This is a genomic window from Agromyces sp. NPDC058126 (assembly GCF_042884595.1).
In the GTDB taxonomy this organism is placed as follows: domain Bacteria; phylum Actinomycetota; class Actinomycetes; order Actinomycetales; family Microbacteriaceae; genus Agromyces.
The window spans coordinates 713,027-729,289 of the sequence record NZ_JBHVTS010000002.1; the positions used below are offsets into that span (position 1 = coordinate 713,027).

Annotated in this window: 19 protein-coding genes; 11 read left to right on the forward strand and 8 right to left on the reverse strand. The window is 72.2% G+C overall.

What is annotated here, in order from left to right; genetic code table 11:
* Positions 1-3: 3 nt before the first annotated feature.
* Positions 4-1,116: a phosphoribosylformylglycinamidine cyclo-ligase gene (purM, locus tag ACFVTR_RS08510; protein WP_387036445.1), complete on the reverse strand. Its 1,113-nt coding sequence runs from the start codon at positions 1,114-1,116 to the stop codon at positions 4-6.
* Positions 1,117-1,201: 85 nt separating this feature from the next.
* On the opposite strand from purM, the gene ACFVTR_RS08515 reads away from it, so the two are divergent.
* Positions 1,202-1,813, forward strand: coding sequence for a zinc-binding alcohol dehydrogenase (locus tag ACFVTR_RS08515; RefSeq protein ID WP_387036446.1), 612 nt, complete (start codon positions 1,202-1,204; stop codon positions 1,811-1,813).
* A gap of 29 nt (positions 1,814-1,842) precedes the next feature.
* Positions 1,843-2,277, forward strand: coding sequence for a PaaI family thioesterase (locus ACFVTR_RS08520; RefSeq protein ID WP_387036448.1), 435 nt, complete (start codon positions 1,843-1,845; stop codon positions 2,275-2,277).
* Between the two features lie 49 nt (positions 2,278-2,326).
* Here the strand turns inward: ACFVTR_RS08520 and ACFVTR_RS08525 are convergent, their stop codons facing one another.
* Complete coding sequence (locus tag ACFVTR_RS08525; protein ID WP_387036449.1) at positions 2,327-3,745, reverse strand: PLP-dependent aminotransferase family protein; 1,419 nt, start codon at positions 3,743-3,745, stop codon at positions 2,327-2,329.
* A 47-nt stretch (positions 3,746-3,792) separates the two neighbouring features.
* On the opposite strand from ACFVTR_RS08525, the gene ACFVTR_RS08530 reads away from it, so the two are divergent.
* Together ACFVTR_RS08530 and purF are read left to right on the forward strand one after the other, a co-directional pair.
* A complete protein-coding gene (locus tag ACFVTR_RS08530) occupies positions 3,793-4,302 on the forward strand; it encodes a carboxymuconolactone decarboxylase family protein (protein WP_387036451.1) in 510 nt (169 codons plus the stop codon).
* 100 nt (positions 4,303-4,402) lie between these two features.
* Positions 4,403-5,860 (forward strand): amidophosphoribosyltransferase, encoded by a 1,458-nt coding sequence (gene purF, locus ACFVTR_RS08535; protein ID WP_376943437.1) that lies wholly within the window; start codon positions 4,403-4,405, stop codon positions 5,858-5,860.
* A gap of 115 nt (positions 5,861-5,975) precedes the next feature.
* On the opposite strand, the gene ACFVTR_RS08540 is transcribed toward purF, so the two are convergent.
* The 3 genes from ACFVTR_RS08540 to ACFVTR_RS08550 are packed head-to-tail and all read right to left on the reverse strand — an operon-like array spanning position 5,976 to position 7,943.
* On the reverse strand, positions 5,976-6,401 hold the full coding sequence (locus ACFVTR_RS08540) for a hypothetical protein (protein WP_376943435.1): 426 nt from the start codon (positions 6,399-6,401) through the stop codon (positions 5,976-5,978).
* Between the two features lie 57 nt (positions 6,402-6,458).
* Positions 6,459-7,532 (reverse strand): epoxide hydrolase family protein, encoded by a 1,074-nt coding sequence (locus ACFVTR_RS08545; RefSeq protein ID WP_387036454.1) that lies wholly within the window; start codon positions 7,530-7,532, stop codon positions 6,459-6,461.
* Positions 7,533-7,562: 30 nt separating this feature from the next.
* Complete coding sequence (locus tag ACFVTR_RS08550; protein WP_387036456.1) at positions 7,563-7,943, reverse strand: sterol carrier family protein; 381 nt, start codon at positions 7,941-7,943, stop codon at positions 7,563-7,565.
* Positions 7,944-8,004: 61 nt separating this feature from the next.
* Between ACFVTR_RS08550 and purD the strand changes: the two genes are divergently transcribed.
* The 4 genes from purD (at position 8,005) to ACFVTR_RS08570 (ending at position 11,214) form a co-directional block, all read left to right on the forward strand.
* On the forward strand, positions 8,005-9,348 hold the full coding sequence (gene purD / locus ACFVTR_RS08555; RefSeq protein ID WP_387036457.1) for a phosphoribosylamine--glycine ligase: 1,344 nt from the start codon (positions 8,005-8,007) through the stop codon (positions 9,346-9,348).
* Between the two features lie 19 nt (positions 9,349-9,367).
* Positions 9,368-10,324 carry a phosphoribosylaminoimidazolesuccinocarboxamide synthase gene (locus ACFVTR_RS08560; protein ID WP_387036459.1) on the forward strand — a complete coding sequence of 319 codons (957 nt, stop codon included), beginning with the start codon at positions 9,368-9,370 and terminating at the stop codon, positions 10,322-10,324.
* Positions 10,325-10,415: 91 nt separating this feature from the next.
* Entirely contained in the window at positions 10,416-10,790 is a 375-nt protein-coding gene (locus ACFVTR_RS08565; RefSeq protein ID WP_376944625.1) for a helix-turn-helix transcriptional regulator, read from the forward strand.
* A gap of 10 nt (positions 10,791-10,800) precedes the next feature.
* Complete coding sequence (locus ACFVTR_RS08570) at positions 10,801-11,214, forward strand: VOC family protein (protein ID WP_387036461.1); 414 nt, start codon at positions 10,801-10,803, stop codon at positions 11,212-11,214.
* A 412-nt stretch (positions 11,215-11,626) separates the two neighbouring features.
* Here the strand turns inward: ACFVTR_RS08570 and ACFVTR_RS08575 are convergent, their stop codons facing one another.
* Together ACFVTR_RS08575 and ACFVTR_RS08580 are read right to left on the reverse strand one after the other, a co-directional pair.
* Positions 11,627-12,466, reverse strand: a complete 840-nt coding sequence (locus ACFVTR_RS08575; RefSeq protein ID WP_387036607.1) for a DMT family transporter — start codon at positions 12,464-12,466, stop codon at positions 11,627-11,629.
* A gap of 47 nt (positions 12,467-12,513) precedes the next feature.
* On the reverse strand, positions 12,514-13,119 hold the full coding sequence (locus tag ACFVTR_RS08580; RefSeq protein WP_387036463.1) for a helix-turn-helix domain-containing protein: 606 nt from the start codon (positions 13,117-13,119) through the stop codon (positions 12,514-12,516).
* Positions 13,120-13,245: 126 nt separating this feature from the next.
* Here ACFVTR_RS08580 and ACFVTR_RS08585 point away from each other — a divergent pair, with 126 nt between their 5' ends.
* The 3 genes from ACFVTR_RS08585 (at position 13,246) to ACFVTR_RS08595 (ending at position 15,486) form a co-directional block, all read left to right on the forward strand.
* Positions 13,246-14,088: a VOC family protein gene (locus ACFVTR_RS08585; protein WP_387036608.1), complete on the forward strand. Its 843-nt coding sequence runs from the start codon at positions 13,246-13,248 to the stop codon at positions 14,086-14,088.
* A gap of 26 nt (positions 14,089-14,114) precedes the next feature.
* Complete coding sequence (locus ACFVTR_RS08590; RefSeq protein WP_387036466.1) at positions 14,115-14,807, forward strand: MOSC domain-containing protein; 693 nt, start codon at positions 14,115-14,117, stop codon at positions 14,805-14,807.
* Between the two features lie 97 nt (positions 14,808-14,904).
* On the forward strand, positions 14,905-15,486 hold the full coding sequence (locus ACFVTR_RS08595; RefSeq protein ID WP_387036468.1) for a response regulator transcription factor: 582 nt from the start codon (positions 14,905-14,907) through the stop codon (positions 15,484-15,486).
* Between the two features lie 18 nt (positions 15,487-15,504).
* Here ACFVTR_RS08595 and ACFVTR_RS08600 read toward each other — a convergent pair whose 3' ends face one another.
* Positions 15,505-16,155 (reverse strand): TetR/AcrR family transcriptional regulator, encoded by a 651-nt coding sequence (locus tag ACFVTR_RS08600; protein ID WP_387036471.1) that lies wholly within the window; start codon positions 16,153-16,155, stop codon positions 15,505-15,507.
* Positions 16,156-16,263 lie beyond the last annotated feature (108 nt).

The following is a 16,263-nucleotide window of genomic DNA, read 5'->3' on the forward strand; positions in this document are numbered from 1 at the left end:
GGCTCAGCTCGCGTACGAACCGACCAGGCGCACCGCGCCGCCGTCGACGCCCTTGGCGCCCTGCTCCCAGCCGTCGGCCGCGGCGGTGGCCGCGTCACCGAAGGCGACCGTGCCGGCCTGCCATGCGGGAAGCCCGAGGGTCTCGAGCTCGGCGATGATCGCGGCCGCGGACCCGGCGTCGACGACGGCGAAGAAGCCGATGCCGAGGTTCCAGGTGCCCTCGGTCGACTCGAGCGTGGTGCCGGCGAGCTCGTTGAGCACGCGGAACACGGGCGCCGGCGACCAGGTCGCGCGGTCGAGCTCGACGCGCGACCCGATCGGGAGCACGCGGGCGAGGTTCGCGGCGATGCCGCCGCCCGTGACGTGCGAGAGGGAGTGCACCGCGGTGCCGTTCGCACCGGCGAGCAGCTGCACGAGCGGACCGGTGTAGAGGCGGGTCGGTTCGAGCAGGGCCTCGCCCCACGTCGTGCCGAGCTCGGCCGCGGTGTCGCCGTAGTGCAGGCCCGCGTTCGCGAGGATGTGGCGCACGAGCGAGAAGCCGTTGGAGTGCAGGCCGCTCGACTCGATCGCGATGACGACGTCGCCGTCGACGACGCGCTCGGCGCCGAGCAGGCGGTCGGCCTCGACCACGCCGACCGCTGCGCCCGCGACATCGTAGTCGTCACGGCCCATGAGGCCCGGGTGCTCGGCGGTCTCGCCGCCGACGAGCGCGGTGCCGGTGTCGGCGCACGCACGGGCGATGCCGGTCACGATCGCGGCGATGCGCTCGGGCACGACCTTGCCGCACGCGATGTAGTCGGTCATGAACAGCGGCTTCGCACCGACGACGACAATGTCGTCGACGACCATGCCGACCAGGTCCTGGCCGATGGTGTCGTGCTTGTCGAGCGCCTGCGCGATCGCGATCTTCGTGCCGACGCCGTCGGTCGAGGTGGCGAGCAGCGGCTTCTCGTAGTCCTTGACGAACGAGAGGTCGAAGAGGCCCGCGAAGCCGCCGACCCCGCCGAGCACGTTGGGCCCGTGGGTGGCGGCGACCGCCTCCTTCATGAGTTCGACGGCGAGATCCCCCGCCCGGGTGTCGACTCCGGCAGCGGCATATGACGAGTTCGCGCTCACCCGTCAAGGGTACCCGTGCTGGGACGACGGCGTGTCGCCCCGTCGCACCGGGCCGCGGCGCAGCACGCGAGCGTAGAATTCGACCATGGCACCGGGGGCCACACCATCGTGGGTGATCCGTGAGAACGCGAGTCGCCCGGTACTCCTCGCCCTCTACCTGCGCGAGGTGCTCGCGATCGCCTCGCCCGTGGAGTTGCCGCGGCTGCGCGATGTCGGCGCAGTCGGCGAGCGGCTCGAGATCGACCAGCACGACCTGCTCGAGCGCCAGTGGCGCGCCTGGTGGGCGATGACGGTCGAGCCCGAGGGGCATCCCTCGCCCGTGCCGCTCGAACTGGTGCCGGCGTTCGACACCGAGATGGCGCTGCCCACGTCGGGCGCCGAGGTGCTCGCGTCCGCGGTGGTGCCGCACGCCGAGGCGGCCAGGGCCTGGGCCGAGTGGGCGCACGAGAACTACCGCAGCGTCTCGGCCGCGCGACTCGGCAACTCGTACCGTGCGTACGCCGGCACGATCGCCGAGCACGAGCGCGAGGTGGGCCGGCGGGCGCACTCCTTCGAACTCAACGTCGAGGTGCTGCCGCTCGCGGGGGTCGGGGTCTGGTGGATCGGGGCGATGACCGTCGCGGTCACCGACACGCTGCGATCGGATGCTTCGGCGTTCGACGACGCCATCCACCCGATCATCGCCGAACTCGCCTGAGATCGGGTGCCGGTGACAGACTCGGGGGCATGAGCATCTGGCACGGCGAACCGCAGGTCGAGTGGGCGAACACCCGCAGCGAGGGCACGGCCCTCCGCGCGCTCGGCATCGAGATGACCGAGATCACCGAGACCTCCCTGAAGGGCCGCATGCCGGTCGACGGGCGCACGCGCCAGCCCGGCGGGGTGCTGCACGGCGGGGCATCCGTCGCCCTCGCCGAGACGCTGGCGAGCTGGGGCGCGACCTTCACCGTCGACCCCGCGCAGTTCTACTGCGTCGGCATGGAGATCAACGCGAACCACGTGCGCCCCATCGCCGACGGCTGGGTCTACGGCGAGGCGACGCCGTTGACGCGCGGGCGGACGACCCAGGTGTGGGAGATCAGGATCACGCAGGAGGACGGCAAGCTCGTCTGCATCTCGCGCTGCACGATGGCGGTGCTGCCCAAGCCCTCGGAGTACTGACCCCGGCTGGCGATGGGCGGATGCCTCGGCGGCGAGCCGAGGCATCCGTTCACCCCGACGACCTCGACCCGCGAGCGCCCTCGACCGACGCGACCACCGCGGCGACCGCCCGGTCGAAGCGGTGCTCGGGCGGCGCGCCGTAGCCGACGACCATCGTCGGCGGCCGAGAGTCCGCCGTCACGGCATCCGCGGCGTACCCGGCCAGGCCTCCGTAGCGCAGGCCGATGGCCGCGCCGGCCCGCTCGACGTCGAGCTCGCCGACTCCGGCGGGCAGCTCGAGCAGACAGTGGAGGCCAGCCTCGAGGCCGGCCACCCGGGTGCCGGGCAGCCCCTCGGCGATGAGACGCTCGAACCGCTCGCGCCGCGCCCGGTACCGCAGGCGCGCCCCGCGCACCGCCCGGTCGAGGTCGCCCGCGGCGATGAGCGCGGCGAGCGCGAGCTGCGAGATCGCGTCGGTCGCCGCGCCGCTCAGCCGTCGCTGCTCGAGCACCTCGTCGCGCAGCCCCGTCGGCACGACGCCCCAGCCGATGCCGAGCGCCGGCGAGAGCGACTTGCTCGCGGTGCCGCCGTAGACGGTCTGCTCGGGCGCGATCGCCTGGAGCGCCCCGATCGCCCGCCCGTCGAACCGGAACTCGCCGTCGTAGTCGTCTTCGATCACGATCGCCCCGGCCGCACGCGCCCACTCGGCGAGCGACCCACGGCGCGGAGCCGAGAGCGGCACCCCGGTGGGGAACTGGTGGGCGGGAGTCACGAGCACGGCGTCGACGCCGAGGCCGTCGAGACGCCCGACCACGAGGCCGTCCGCGTCGAGCGGGACCGGCACGGGTTCGAGCCCGGCGGCGGCGAGCACCGCGCGGTGCGAGGCGTGACCGTAGGCCTCGACGGCGATGCGCCGGCCTCCACGGGCGGCGATCGCCCGGGCCACGAGCGAGAGCAGTTCGCCGAAGCCGTGGGTGACCACGACGTCGTCCGCGCCGGCGACCACACCGCGGGTGCGGGCGAGGTACTCGGCGAGCGGCCGGCGCAGTTCGACGGCCCCCTCGGGCGCTCCGTAGGCGAAGGCGGCCGCCGGTGCATCGGCGATCGACCGCGCGACGGCCCGCGCCCACGCCGAGCGGGCGAAGCCCGACGAATCGGGGAGCCCGCCCCGCAGGTCGAGGTCGAACCGGGTCGAACGGTCGACCGGCGCGCCGGGTGCCGGCGCGGAGACCTCGCGCACCCAGGTGCCCGATCCGACGCGGGCCTCGAGGCGGCCCTCGCCGACCAGCCGCGCGTACACCTCGGCGACGCTGTTGCGGGCGATGCCGAGGTCGACCGCGAGCGTGCGGGTCGGCGGCAGCCGGGTGCCCGGTTCGAGCCGGCCGTCGACGACCGCGGCGCGCAGCGCCTCCTCGAGCGAGGCGACCTTGCGCCGGGGGTCGAGCTCGACGTGGAGATCCAATCCGGAATCGGCCCAGTCCTGTGCCATGGGATTGGACGTTACCAGCGCGACGAGCCCGCCGTAGCGTGATTCCCATGACCACGACGATCACCGATTCCGCCCCTCCCGCCGCCCCCGTCGCGCCGGCTCGCCGCCTCGACCTCGACGGGGTCGCCCCCGCGTTCGTGCGCGCCGTGACCGCACTCGACGAGGCGGCCGAAGCCGAGGCCGACCGCGCGGGCATCGAGAAGGGCCTGCGCGAGCTCGTGCGGCTGCGCGCCTCGCAGCTCAACGGCTGCTCCTACTGCGTCGACCTGCACTCGCGCGACGCGGTGACGGCCGGCGAGCCCGTGCAGCGGCTCTACGCCGTCGCGGTCTGGCCCGAGTCGAACTTCTTCACGGGGCGCGAGCGGGCGGCGTTCACCCTCGTCGACGCCGTCACCCGGCTGTCCGAGACGCACGTTCCCGACGACGTCTGGCACGAGGCATCCGGCGCCTTCTCCGACGACGAGCTGGCGGCGCTGCTCGCGCTCATCGTGTCGGTCAACGCGTGGAACGAGCTCGCGGTCTCGACCCGCGGCTGGCGGCCGAAGCTGCGCATCTGAGCGACCGCCCGCGCACGGCGGGCTCACCCGCGCAGTGTGGGAGAATCGACGAGGCCGGATCCGGTCGCTCACCACACCCCCACGAGGAGCCATCGCTCGCATGTGCGGCATCGTCGGCATCGTCTCCACCGAGCCCGTCAACCAGCAGATCTACGACAGCCTGCTCCTCCTGCAGCACCGCGGGCAGGACTCGACGGGCATCGCCACCGCCGACGGCCCCGTCTTCCACATGGCGAAGGCGCGGGGGCAGGTGCGCGAGGCGTTCCGCACCCGCGACATGCGTTCGCTCATCGGCAACATGGGCCTCGGCCACGTGCGCTACACGACGAAGGGCGCCGCCGAGCGCGAGGAGGAGGCGCAGCCGTTCTACGTGAACGCGCCGTACGGCATCATCCTCGTGCACAACGGCAACCTCACGAACACGCGCGAGCTCTCGAGCGAGCTGTTCTCGATCGACCGCCGCCACGTGAACTCGACGAGCGACACCGAGATGCTGCTCAACGTGCTCGCGACCGAGCTGCAGGGGCAGATCAAGGGCCTCGAGCTCGACCCCGACCAGATCTTCCAGGCCGTCGCGAACGTGCACGAGCGCGTCGAGGGCTCGTACGCCGTCATCTCGCTGATCGCCGGCTACGGCCTGCTCGCGTTCCGCGACCCCTTCGGCATCCGTCCGCTCATCCTCGGCAAGCGCGTGACCGACGCCGGGCGCGACGAGTGGATCGTCGCCTCCGAGTCGCTCGTGCTCGAGAACGGCGACTACGAGATCGTGCGCGACGTCGAGCCCGGCGAGGCGATCTTCATCACCCTCGACGGCGAGATGATCTCGCGCCAGTGCGCGAAGAACCCGACCCTCGTGCCGTGCTCGTTCGAGTACGTCTACCTCGCCCGCCCCGACTCGGTCATGAACGGCATCTCGGTCTACGAGTCGCGCCTGCGCATGGGCGACCGGCTGGCCGACACGGTCGCGACGCACATGCCGCTCGGCGACATCGACGTGGTCATGCCGATCCCCGACTCGTCGCGCCCCTCGGCGATGCAGGTCGCGCAGAAGCTCGGCATCGAGTACCGCGAGGGCTTCTACAAGAACCGCTACGTCGGCCGCACCTTCATCATGCCGGGCCAGGCCGAGCGCAAGCGTTCGGTGCGCCAGAAGCTGAACGCGATGGGCACCGAGTTCCGCGGCAAGAACATCCTCATCGTCGACGACTCGATCGTGCGCGGCACGACGTCGCAGCAGATCGTGCAGATGGCCCGCGACGCCGGCGCCAACAAGGTGACCTTCGCCTCGGCGGCTCCGCCCGTGCGCTACCCGCACGTCTACGGCATCAACATGCCGAGCCGGCAGGAGCTCATCGCGCACGGCCGCAAGATCCCCGAGATCGCGGCCGAGCTCGGCGCCGACCACATGATCTACCAGGAGGTCGCCGACCTCCAGGCCGCGATCACCGAGGGCACCTCGATCGAGCAGCTCGATCTCTCGTGCTTCACCGGCGAGTACGTCACCGGCACGGTCACCGAGGAGTACCTCGGCTGGGTGGAGCGCACGCAGCTGAGCTGATCGGCGCATGGGCACGCCCCCGGGGGTGTGCCCGTCGCGCTGCTACGTCACTGATCCGTCTCAGGTATCAGTGACGTGGTGCCCGAGCCGAGAGGCGCCCCGGCTCGTCTCGGTCCTAGCCGTCGACGCGGTGCGTCTCGTCGTGCTCGGCGAGCGCACGGGTGGTCCGTCGCGACATCGACCGGTCGACGACGAGCGCGACGAGCGCGCCGAGGCCGCCGCCGACCACCACGCCGCAGACGAGCAGGAAGCCGAACACCTGGCCCTGGCTGTAGGTGAAGTCGTCGGCCACGCGCCTCGCGAGCTCGGCGTCGCTGGGGGCGAACGAGAACGAGAGCACGAGGGCGACGATCGCGCCGACGACGGCGCCCGCGAGCATGAACGCGGCGTAACGGGGGGAACGGCGAACGACGACCTCGTCGCGGCTCGCCTCGGTGCGGTACTGCGGCTCGGGCGCCGACTCGGTCGGCGTCGCGGATGCCTCGGCCGGCACCTGCCCGGCGGGCTCGGGGGTCTCGGGCTGATCGTGGGTGTCGCTCACCCTTCCATTGTCCCGCATCGTGCTGTGCGATCGCCCCGGGACGACGAAGGGCGCGGACTACCCGACCGACCGCATGAACGCGCCGAGCTCATCGGCGACGAGCTGCGGCTCCTCGAAGGCGAGGAAGTGACCGCCGCGCCCCGGCGTCGAGTACTGCCGGAGGTCGCTCGCGGCCCGCTCGGCGATCGACCGCGGGAAGAGCTCGAACGGCGGTTCGCTGCTCAGTGTGACCGCGACCGGCGCCGTGATCGTCGGGCGCGGGGTGTTCTCGGAGTAGTCGAAGTACTGGCGGAACGACGTGCCGATCGACCCCGTCACCCAGTACAGGGTGAGCAGCTCGCACAGCGCGTCGCGATCGAAGCGCGACTCGAGGTCGCCGCCGCAGTCGCTCCAGGCGCGCAGCTTGTCGACGATCCAGGCGGCGAGCCCGACCGGCGAGTCGATGAGCGCGGCCGCGATCGTATCGGGGCGCGTGCCCATGATGTCGCTGTAGCCCGAGTCGGTCTCGTCGCGCTCGTCATCGGCGTCGAGGAAGGCCTGCTCCTCGGGCGTGATCGGCGACGCGTCGAAGTCGGCGGGGAACGGCCCGTGGATCATGTGCACGCCGGCGACCTCGTCGGGATGGATCGCACCGAGCCAGCCGGCGACGACACCGCCGATGTCGCCGCCGAACACGAAGTACCGCGAGTATCCGAGGGTCTCGGTCATGAGCGAGTGATACCGCTCGGCCATCGCGGCGCGCGTCAACGGCCCCTCGGGGAGCTCGGACCAGAGGAACCCGGGCAGCGAGGGAATGACGACGTCGACGTTGAGCAGCTCGGCGAGCGGCAGCATCTCGAGGAAGCTGCTCGGCCAGCCGTGCGCGAGCAGCACGGGCGGGCGGTTCGCGTCGCGGCGCAGGTGCACGAAGTGCTGCCCACGGTCGATGAACTGCGGGTAGGCGTTCAGCCGCGCCTCGGCGGCGCGCCAGTCGAAGCGGTGCGCCCAGTGGTCGACGAGCGTTCGGAGGAACTCGGGATCGGCGCCGGCCTCCCACCCGGGTGCGCTCGGTGCGGTGAATCGCGAGCGCTCGAGGCGCGCCCGCAGCTCGTCGAGCTCGTCGGGTCGGACGGAGATGGTGAAGGGTTCCATCCTCGGATGCTACGGCGCGCCGCCGACGGATCAGACGACGGGCAGCAGCCCGTCGAGCTCGGCGCGCTGGCCCGAGGCGTGCACCCGCCCGCTCGCCCGCGCGTCGGCCCACGACAGGCGGCCGGTCGCGAGCGCGAGCCAGGTCGAGGCATCCGTCTCGATGACGTTCGGCGGCGTGCCGCGCGTGTGCTTCGGGCCTTCGACGCACTGCACGGCCGCGTACGGCGGCACGCGCACCTCGAGGGTGCCGCCGGGGGCGCGCTCGGCGAGCAGCTGCAGCGAATAGCGCACCGCGAGCGCGAGGGTCGAGCGGTCGACGGATGCCGCGGCGTCGCCGCCGTCGGCCGTCACCGCGCGCACCGTGGCGAGCGCCGCCTGTCCGATGTCGTCGCCGATCCTCGCTCGTGCCATGCCTCCATCCTCTCAGGGGGCACCGACGAGCCGGGCCGGCCGAACGGGGTAGCCTGATGCGGTGAGAATCCTCGTCCTCGGCTCGGGCGCGCGCGAGCACGCCATCATCCTCGCGCTCCTCGATGAGGAGGCCGGGCACGAGATCGTCGCGGCCCCCGGCAACGCCGGCATCGCGGCCTCGCCGACCTCCTCGGCCCGCGGCAGCGTGACGACCGTCGGCCTCGACGCGACCGACGCCGCGCTCGTCACCGGCTACGCCGCAGACAACGGCATCGAGCTCGTCGTCGTCGGTCCCGAAGCGCCGCTCGTCGCCGGCGTCGCCGATGCACTTCGCGCCCGTGGCATCCCCGTGTTCGGCCCGGGCCGGCAGGCCGCCGCACTCGAGGGCTCGAAGACCTTCGCCAAGCGCATCATGGAGGCCGCGAACGTGCCGACCGGGCGCGCGACCCTCGCGACGACGCTCGACGAGGTCGCGACGACGCTCGACGAGTTCGGCGCCCCGTACGTCGTGAAGGCCGACGGCCTCGCGGCGGGCAAGGGCGTGCTCGTCACCGACGACCGCGACGCCGCGCTCGCGCACGCCGTCCACTACCTGCAGCAGGGCCCCGTGCTCGTCGAGGAGTTCCTCGACGGCCAGGAGGTCTCGCTGTTCCTCCTCTCCGACGGCACGAACGTGCTGCCGCTCTCGCCCGCGCAGGACTTCAAGCGCCTCCTCGACGGCGACGCCGGCCCCAACACCGGCGGCATGGGGGCGTACTCGCCGCTGCCATGGCTCGGTGACGCGGTCGACGGCCGCGGCGGCCGTTTCGGCAGCGAGCAGGCCTTCGTCGACGAGGTCATCGAGACCATCGCCCTGCCGACGGTGCGGCAGCTCGCCGACGAGCAGACCCCGTTCATCGGCCTGCTCTACGCGGGGCTCATCCTCACCTCGCGCGGCATCCGCGTGATCGAGTTCAACGCGCGCTTCGGCGACCCCGAGACGCAGGTCGTGCTGCCCCGCCTCGAGACCCCGCTCTCGGGCCTGCTGCTCGCGGCGGCGACGGGCGGGCTCGGCGAGCTCGACCGCCCCGTGTTCAGCGACGAGGCCGCCGTGACCGTGGTGCTCGCGAGCGAGGGCTATCCCGAGTCCCCCGAGACGGGCCGGGTCATCGACGGGCTCGATGCCGCGGCATCCGTGCCCGGGGTGCACCTCGCGCACGCCGCCACCGCTGTCGGCGCACTGGCCGACGACGCCCAGGCCGGCGACGAGGCTCCGCTGCTCTCGACGGGCGGCCGCGTGCTCAACGTCGTGGCCGTGGGCGACGGATTCGCCGACGCCCGGCGCCGCGCCTACGAGGCGCTCGGGCGAATCCGCCTCGACGGCGGCCAGTACCGCACCGACATCGCGGCGCGCGTCGCCGAGTGATCCAGCACGAGGAGCGAGCATGAGCGAGACCGGTGAACTGACCGGCTGGACCCACGTCTATTCGGGCAAGGTGCGCGACCTCTACGTGCCGACGAAGCTGATGACCGACGACGACAGCTGGACGGGCGACCCGCTCGCCGTCTCGCCCGTCGTGCTCGTCGTCGCGAGCGATCGGGTCAGCGCGTACGACCACCTGCTTGAGCCCGCGATCCCCGGCAAGGGGGCGCTGCTCACCTCGCTCACCCACTGGTGGTTCGACCAGCTGCCCGAGGTGCCGAACCACCTGGCGCACCCGCTCGACGACCGGCTCGAGGCGCTCGAGCTGCCCGAGGTCCCGGCCGAGGTCGCCGATCGGGCGACCCTGTGCCGCACGCTCGACATGTTCCCGATCGAGTGCGTCGTGCGCGGCTACCTCACCGGCGGCGGCTACAAGGAGTACGTCGAGACGGGCGCGATCGGCGGCATCCCGCTGCCCGAGGGCCTCGAGAACGGCGACCGCCTGCCCGAGCCGATCTACACCCCCGCGTGGAAGGCCCCGCTCGGCGAGCACGACGAGAACATCACGTACGAGCGCACGGTCGAACTCGTCGGCGAGGTCGTCGCCGAGCAGCTGCGGGCCCTCTCGCTCGACATCTTCGCCCGCGCCTCGGCGATCGCCGAGGCCCGCGGCGTGATCCTTGCCGACACGAAGTTCGAGTTCGGCGCCGACCGCGCGACGGGCATCGTGACGCTCGCCGACGAGGTGCTCACGAGCGATTCGAGTCGCTACTGGGATGCCGCGGCGTTCGCCTCGGCGGCGACGCCCGAGCTGCGCATGGCGAGCTTCGACAAGCAGATCGTGCGCGACTGGCTGAGCGCCAACTGGGACCAGGACGTCTCGGAGACGCCGCCGACCCTCCCCCACGAGATCGTCGAGCAGACCGCGGCGCGCTACCGCGAGCTGCTCGAGCGGCTCGAGCAGCCGACCGGCGGCTGACGGGGCATCCCGACCGGTTCGCGCCGCCCTGTGCCAGAGTGGTGACGTGAACCTCGACGATCTGGTGCGCCTGCGCCGGGCCCGCGACACGATGGACCGCGACTACGAGCAGCCGCTCGACGTCGAGGCGCTTGCGCGCGTCGCGCTGATGTCGTCGGGGCACTTCTCGCGCAGCTTCCGCGAGGCATACGGCGAGACGCCCTACGGCTATCTGATGACCCGACGCATCGAGCGGGCGAAGGCGCTACTGCGCCGGGGCGACCTCAGCGTCACCGAGGTCTGCTTCGCGGTCGGCTGTACCTCGCTCGGCTCGTTCAGCTCGCGGTTCACCGAGCTCGTCGGCGAGAGCCCGAGCGCCTACCGGGCCCGCTCGCACGACGTCGCGGCGCCCATCCCGGCGTGCATCGTGAAGATCCAGACGCGACCCGTCAGAAATGGAGAAGCGGGCAAGATCGCGCCTCGGTAGCGTCGGGGTCATGGACATCTCACTCTCCCAGTGCTTCATCGCCGTCGACGACCACGAGACGGCGATCCCGTTCTACCGCGACGTGCTCGGCCTCGAGGTTCGCAACGACATCGCCTACGAGGGCATGCGGTGGGTCACGGTCGGCTCACCCTCGCAGCCCGACGTGAACATCGTGCTCGAACCGCCGATCGCCGACCCCAACGCCACCCAGGCCGACAAGGATGCCGCGGCGCAGCTGCTGGCCAAGGGGCTGCTGCGCGGCGTGAACTTCATGACCTCCGACGTCGACGCGACGTTCGAGACGATCCGCGCCGCGGGCGCCGACGTGCTGCAGGAGCCGATGGACCAGTTCTACGGGGTCCGCGACTGCGCCTTCCGCGACCCGGCGGGCAACATGCTGCGCTTCAGCCAGCCGCGCGCGTAGTCCGGCTCGCGCCGCGGGGGCCGTGCGGGTCGTGCGGGTCGTGCGGGCCGTGCCGACGCGAGTCGAACACGCCACCGCGAGCCCCGGTACCGAATCGCGTCCGACGTCCGCCGGGCGCGATTCCGCCGGCGGGCGACGTCCGCTCTGCTGAGGGTGTGGCCATGTGGCCGCCGAAGGTGTGGCCATGTGGCGGTGCGGCCGCACGAGGTGTGGCCATGTGGTCATGTCGCCCACCCAAGTGTGGTCGAGTGGCCATGCGGCCGACCGAGGTGTGGTCATGTGGCCATGTGGTCGCCCGGTGAGGAGCAGCACCCGCTCCCGGGCGACGCACGCGCAAGCATGCGCTGCCGAATGCGCACCCTCGAACCTGCACGGGAGCCCCTCGGGGGCGCCGCCCTCCCGCGGGCCGGCCTCAGACCCGTTCCTCCAGGGGCGCGAGATCGGGGTCGTCGTTCGGGCGTGCGCGGATCCCTCCACGCTGCGCGCCCGCCCCCGCGAGCACGACGAGCACGATGCCGGCCACCTGTACCGCCGACGGAATCTGCGCGAGCACGATGAGGCCGAGCAGCACACCGAAGGCGGGCTCGAGCGCCATGAGCGTGCCGAAGGCCGTGTGGGTCATGCGGCGCAGCGCCAGCATCTCGAGGCCGAAGGGGATCACTGGGGCGAGCAGCGCGAGTGCCGCAGCCGTGAGCAGCACCCGCCAATCGAGCTCGCCGATCACCTGCGGAACGCCGACGAACGCCGTCACGACCGCGGCGATCGGGATCGTGATCGACAGTCCGCTGATGCCCGAGAAGCGGTCGCCCACCCGCTGCGTAAGCAGGATGTAGACGCCCCATCCGACGCCGGCGAGCGCGGCGAAGCCGACGCCGAGGAGGTCGACCTCGCCGTGCCACGGCTCGGTGAGGAGGACCACCCCGGCGAGCGCGAGCACCGGCCAGACGAGCATGCGGCGGCTGTGGCTGCGGATCGCCGCCACGGTGAGCGGGCCGAGGAACTCGATGGCGACGGCGGTGCCGAGCGGGATGCGCTCGACGGCCGAGAGGAACGCCACCATCATCACGCCGGTGGCGACACCGAGCCCGAGGAGTGGCAGCACGTCGACGCGCCGGATGCGGCGCAGCGGGGGCCGCGCGATCGCGATGAAGAAGATCGCGCCGAACGCCAGCCGCAGCCAGGCGGTGCCGCCGGCACCGAGCTCCTCGACGAGCGGCACCGACAGGGCGGCGCCCGCCTGGATCAGGAGCATCGAGGCGACCGCCAACGTCCACGGCGGCACCCGGTCGATCGCGCGGTTCACGAGCCAGCCGTCCGATGCGACGAGCCGACGCCGAGCTCGAACACCGCGAGCGAGAATCGGGCGGTGCTCGACGACCGGTTCGCGTAGGCGTGGTCGACGTCGGCCGCGAAGGTGAGCGCGTCGCCGGCGGCGAGCCCGTGGGCGACCCCCGCGACCTCGATGACGACCTCGCCGTCGATCACGTGCAGCAGCTCGCGCGTGCCAGTGGAGTGCGCCTCGCTCGCGTGGCGCTCGCCGGCCTCGAGGGTCCAGTCCCAGAGCTCGACCACGTCGGGCGACTCGATGCCCGCGACGAGCACGCCGCGGCCGCCGTGCTCGCCCGTCCAGAGGACGGCGCCCTCGCCCCGCCGAGTGACCTCGACGAGGTCGGATGCCGCGCCTCGCGTGTGCACGAGCGCGGGCAGGCGCACGCCGAGGGCGTCGCTGAGCCGCAGCAGCGTGCCGACGCTCGGGTTCACGGCGCCCTGCTCGACGTTGACGATCATGCGACGGCTCACCCCGGCCTCGGCCGCGAGCCGATCGAGGGTCCACTCGCGCGCCTGCCGCTGCTCGCGCACGCGGTGGCCGATCGCGAGAGCGAGCGATTCCGTCTCGTCATCCATGAGTGCATGATAGTGCACTGTGGCGAGCCGGTCGGAATACATTCGCCGAGGCATCCGTTATGATTAGTTGTGCTTACAACCAATGGGGCGCCCGAGGGCGCCGGACTCCTCGCGGCCGACACCGGCATGGGCGCGGTGACGCTGCGCGTCGCCGACCTCGACGGCATGATCCGCTACTACCGCGACGGCGTGACGCTCGAACTGCTGAGCCACGACGGCCCCGTCGCGGTGCTCGGCCGCGGAACGACGCCGATCGTCATCCTGCAGCACGCGCCCGAGCTGAAGCACGCGTCGCCGCGCGACGCGGGGCTCTTCCACACCGCCATCCTCTTCGACACCCGCGAGGCGCTCGCGACTGCGATCGCCTCGGTCGCGACCCGCTACCCCGGCACCTTCACCGGCAGCGCCGACCACCTCGTGAGCGAGGCCTTCTACTTCACCGACCCCGAGGGCAACGGCGTCGAACTGTACTTCGACCGCGACCGCTCGACGTGGAGCTGGGTGCACGGCACCGTCGAGATGGCGACCATCTACCTCGACCCCAACGGTTACCTGCGCGACCACCTCGGCGAAGCCGGCACTGCGGCGGTCGCGAGCGGCGCGAAGCTCGGCGACGCGGTCGTCGGGCACGTGCACCTCTCGGTCGGCGACGTCGCGAGCGCGCGCGAGTTCTACGTCGAGCGGCTCGGCTTCGAGACGACCGCCGAGATGGGCGACCAGGCGCTCTTCGTCTCGGCCGGCGGCTACCACCACCACATGGCGATGAACACGTGGAACAGCCGCGGCGCGGGCCGCCGCGGACTCGCGCTCGGCCTCGGCAAGGTCGAGATCGTCGTTCCGACCGCCGACGACCTCGGCGAACTCGGCGAGCGCATGGCGCACTACGGGGTCGGCGCCCGCGACGACGGCCGCACCCTCGCGTTCGACGACCCGTGGGCGAACCTCGTCGAGGTGCGCACAGCCGAATGAACGGTGCCGGCCGATAGGCTGCCGCGATGAGCTTCACCCTGACTTCGATCCGCCGCTACCCCGTCAAGGCGATGGGCGGCGAGGCGCTGACCGAGGTGCAGCTCGATGCGCGCGGGCTCACGGGTGACCGCGGCTTCGCCGTGGCCGACGACGACGGCAGGTTCGCCTCGGGCAAGAACACCCGGCGGTTCCGGCGGCGCGACGCGGTCTTCGAGTACTCGGCCTCGACGACGGCGGACGGCTCGGTGCAGGTGCAGCGCGGCGACCACGGGCTCTGGCTCGTCGGCGACGACGACCTCGACGCCGACCTCACCGAGCGCATGGGCGCGAGCGTGCGCATCATCCGCGAGGGCGACGTCTCCCTGCAGGACGGCGGGCAGGTCTCGATCGTCGGCACCGCGTCGCTCGCGTGGTGCGCCGAGCACTTCGGCATCGACGCCGACCCCCGACGGCTGCGCGTCAATCTCGTCGTCGAGACCGATGAGCCGTTCATCGAGGAGACCTGGCTCGGCGGCGTCATCACGGTCGGCGACACCCGACTCGAACTCGTCGAACGCGTCGAACGGTGCCGCACCGTCGACGTCGCCCAGGACGGAACGGCGGCCGAGGGCCGCCTGCTGAAGCCGCTCACCAAGGCGCGGGACATGTCGCTCGCCGTCTACGCCGACGTCGTCGAGCCCGGCGTCATCCGCGTCGGCGACCGGGTCGCGCGGGGCTGATTCGCCGAGCGATCTGGGAAATCTGGAACCAAGACGGGCATTCCGGACATATTCCTTACAGAGGCCGTACCCGACGGCCGCTGCGAGGGAGCCCGACATGCACCACGACCGGAGCGACGTACGAGCGGTGGTCGTGTCGCCGCGCCGCCTGATGCGCATCGCGCTCTCGAACCTGCTGCGGGCGCAGGGCATCAGCTCGGTCGGCGAAGCCGCCGGGTACACCGAGGCGATCATCGCCGCCGACGCCGATCGCGCGCAGCTCGTCGTCGTCGATCTCGAGCTCTCGACCGAGCACGGCGCGGGGTTCCTGCACGAGCTCCGGGCGACGGGCGGCAACCCGCGGGTGCTCGCACTGCACCGCGGTTCCGCCCCCGGCGAGACCGGCCGCGACCGCGGCGTCCTGCTGCTCGACCCCGACGCCTCGCCGGCCGAGCTCGCGAACGCCGTGCAGGCCCTCTGCACCGGCCGGGGCGCGCACCGACTGCCCTGCCTCACCCCGCGGCAGATCGAGGTGCTCGCGCTCGTGGCACGGGGGTACTCGAACGACGAGATCCGGCGAGAGCTCGTCATCAGCCTGCCGACCGTCAAGCAGCACGTGCGCGACATCTTCGCCCGGCTCGGGGCAAGTTCGAGGCTCGAGGCGGTGAACCGGGCACGCGCCAGCGGGGTGGTCGTGTAGCGCCCGGTCGCCTGCGACTCAGTGGGAGCCGGGCTTCGGCCCCTTCGCGTGCGACATGTCGTGGAAGGCCGCGAATTCCTGACCCGGCCCCGGCATCGGCGTCGTACCGGGCCCGGCCCGGAGCCCGTCGAGCACGATCGTGAGCTGGCGGCGCCAGAACGGCAGGTACTCGCCGCCGTACTGACCGAGCGAGCCGAGCATGTCGACGAGGATGCTGAGGTCGACCGCCGTGACGTCGGCGCGCAGGGAACCCTCGGCCTGGGCGCGCTCGATCATGCCGTTGACCAGCGGTTCGAACTCGATGCCCGGCCGATGCGACGGATCGACCTCGGCGACTCGCCGCATGACGGCGGGCAGGTACGGTGAGTCGGCGACCCAGCCGCCGAGCCGCTCGATGTAGAGCTCGACCGACCGCCACCCCGTCTCGGCGCCGAGGATCTCGGGTGCGAAGTCGTGCAGTTCGGCGACCGCGGTGTCGTAGATCTCGCGCACGAGCGCATCACGGTTCGGGAAATGCCGGTACACGGTGCCGGCGCCGACCCCCGCGCGCGCGGCGAGCTCGTCGAGCGGCGCATCGATCCCGCGCTCGGCGAAGAGCCTCCGCGCTTCGCGGAGCAGTTTCTCGTGATTGCGCCGCGCGTCACGGCGCGACGACACCGACGACGTCATCGCTTCACTGTACGCGGAATCATCGCGTATGATTCGGAGAGTCGCCTCCGTTTACCCGAAGCGGATCGACGTTCCTTCGGGGGAAGAAGGATCGCGGCGCGACGGGCA

Bases quoted from the DNA above. Each gene is read 5' to 3' on its own strand.
- ACFVTR_RS08515 (WP_387036446.1), top strand. From the start codon at position 1,202: ATGGCACCGGGGGCCACACCATCGTGGGTGATCCGTGAGAACGCGAGT.
- ACFVTR_RS08520 (WP_387036448.1), top strand. From the start codon at position 1,843: ATGAGCATCTGGCACGGCGAACCGCAGGTCGAGTGGGCGAACACCCGC.
- ACFVTR_RS08525 (WP_387036449.1), bottom strand. From the start codon at position 3,745: ATGGCACAGGACTGGGCCGATTCCGGATTGGATCTCCACGTCGAGCTC.
- ACFVTR_RS08530 (WP_387036451.1), top strand. From the start codon at position 3,793: ATGACCACGACGATCACCGATTCCGCCCCTCCCGCCGCCCCCGTCGCG.
- purF (WP_376943437.1), top strand. From the start codon at position 4,403: ATGTGCGGCATCGTCGGCATCGTCTCCACCGAGCCCGTCAACCAGCAG.
- ACFVTR_RS08545 (WP_387036454.1), bottom strand. From the start codon at position 7,532: ATGGAACCCTTCACCATCTCCGTCCGACCCGACGAGCTCGACGAGCTG.
- ACFVTR_RS08550 (WP_387036456.1), bottom strand. From the start codon at position 7,943: ATGGCACGAGCGAGGATCGGCGACGACATCGGACAGGCGGCGCTCGCC.
- ACFVTR_RS08560 (WP_387036459.1), top strand. From the start codon at position 9,368: ATGAGCGAGACCGGTGAACTGACCGGCTGGACCCACGTCTATTCGGGC.
- ACFVTR_RS08565 (WP_376944625.1), top strand. From the start codon at position 10,416: ATGGACCGCGACTACGAGCAGCCGCTCGACGTCGAGGCGCTTGCGCGC.
- ACFVTR_RS08570 (WP_387036461.1), top strand. From the start codon at position 10,801: ATGGACATCTCACTCTCCCAGTGCTTCATCGCCGTCGACGACCACGAG.
- ACFVTR_RS08575 (WP_387036607.1), bottom strand. From the start codon at position 12,466: ATGCTCCTGATCCAGGCGGGCGCCGCCCTGTCGGTGCCGCTCGTCGAG.
- ACFVTR_RS08580 (WP_387036463.1), bottom strand. From the start codon at position 13,119: ATGGATGACGAGACGGAATCGCTCGCTCTCGCGATCGGCCACCGCGTG.
- ACFVTR_RS08585 (WP_387036608.1), top strand. From the start codon at position 13,246: ATGGGCGCGGTGACGCTGCGCGTCGCCGACCTCGACGGCATGATCCGC.
- ACFVTR_RS08590 (WP_387036466.1), top strand. From the start codon at position 14,115: ATGAGCTTCACCCTGACTTCGATCCGCCGCTACCCCGTCAAGGCGATG.
- ACFVTR_RS08595 (WP_387036468.1), top strand. From the start codon at position 14,905: ATGCACCACGACCGGAGCGACGTACGAGCGGTGGTCGTGTCGCCGCGC.
- ACFVTR_RS08600 (WP_387036471.1), bottom strand. From the start codon at position 16,155: ATGACGTCGTCGGTGTCGTCGCGCCGTGACGCGCGGCGCAATCACGAG.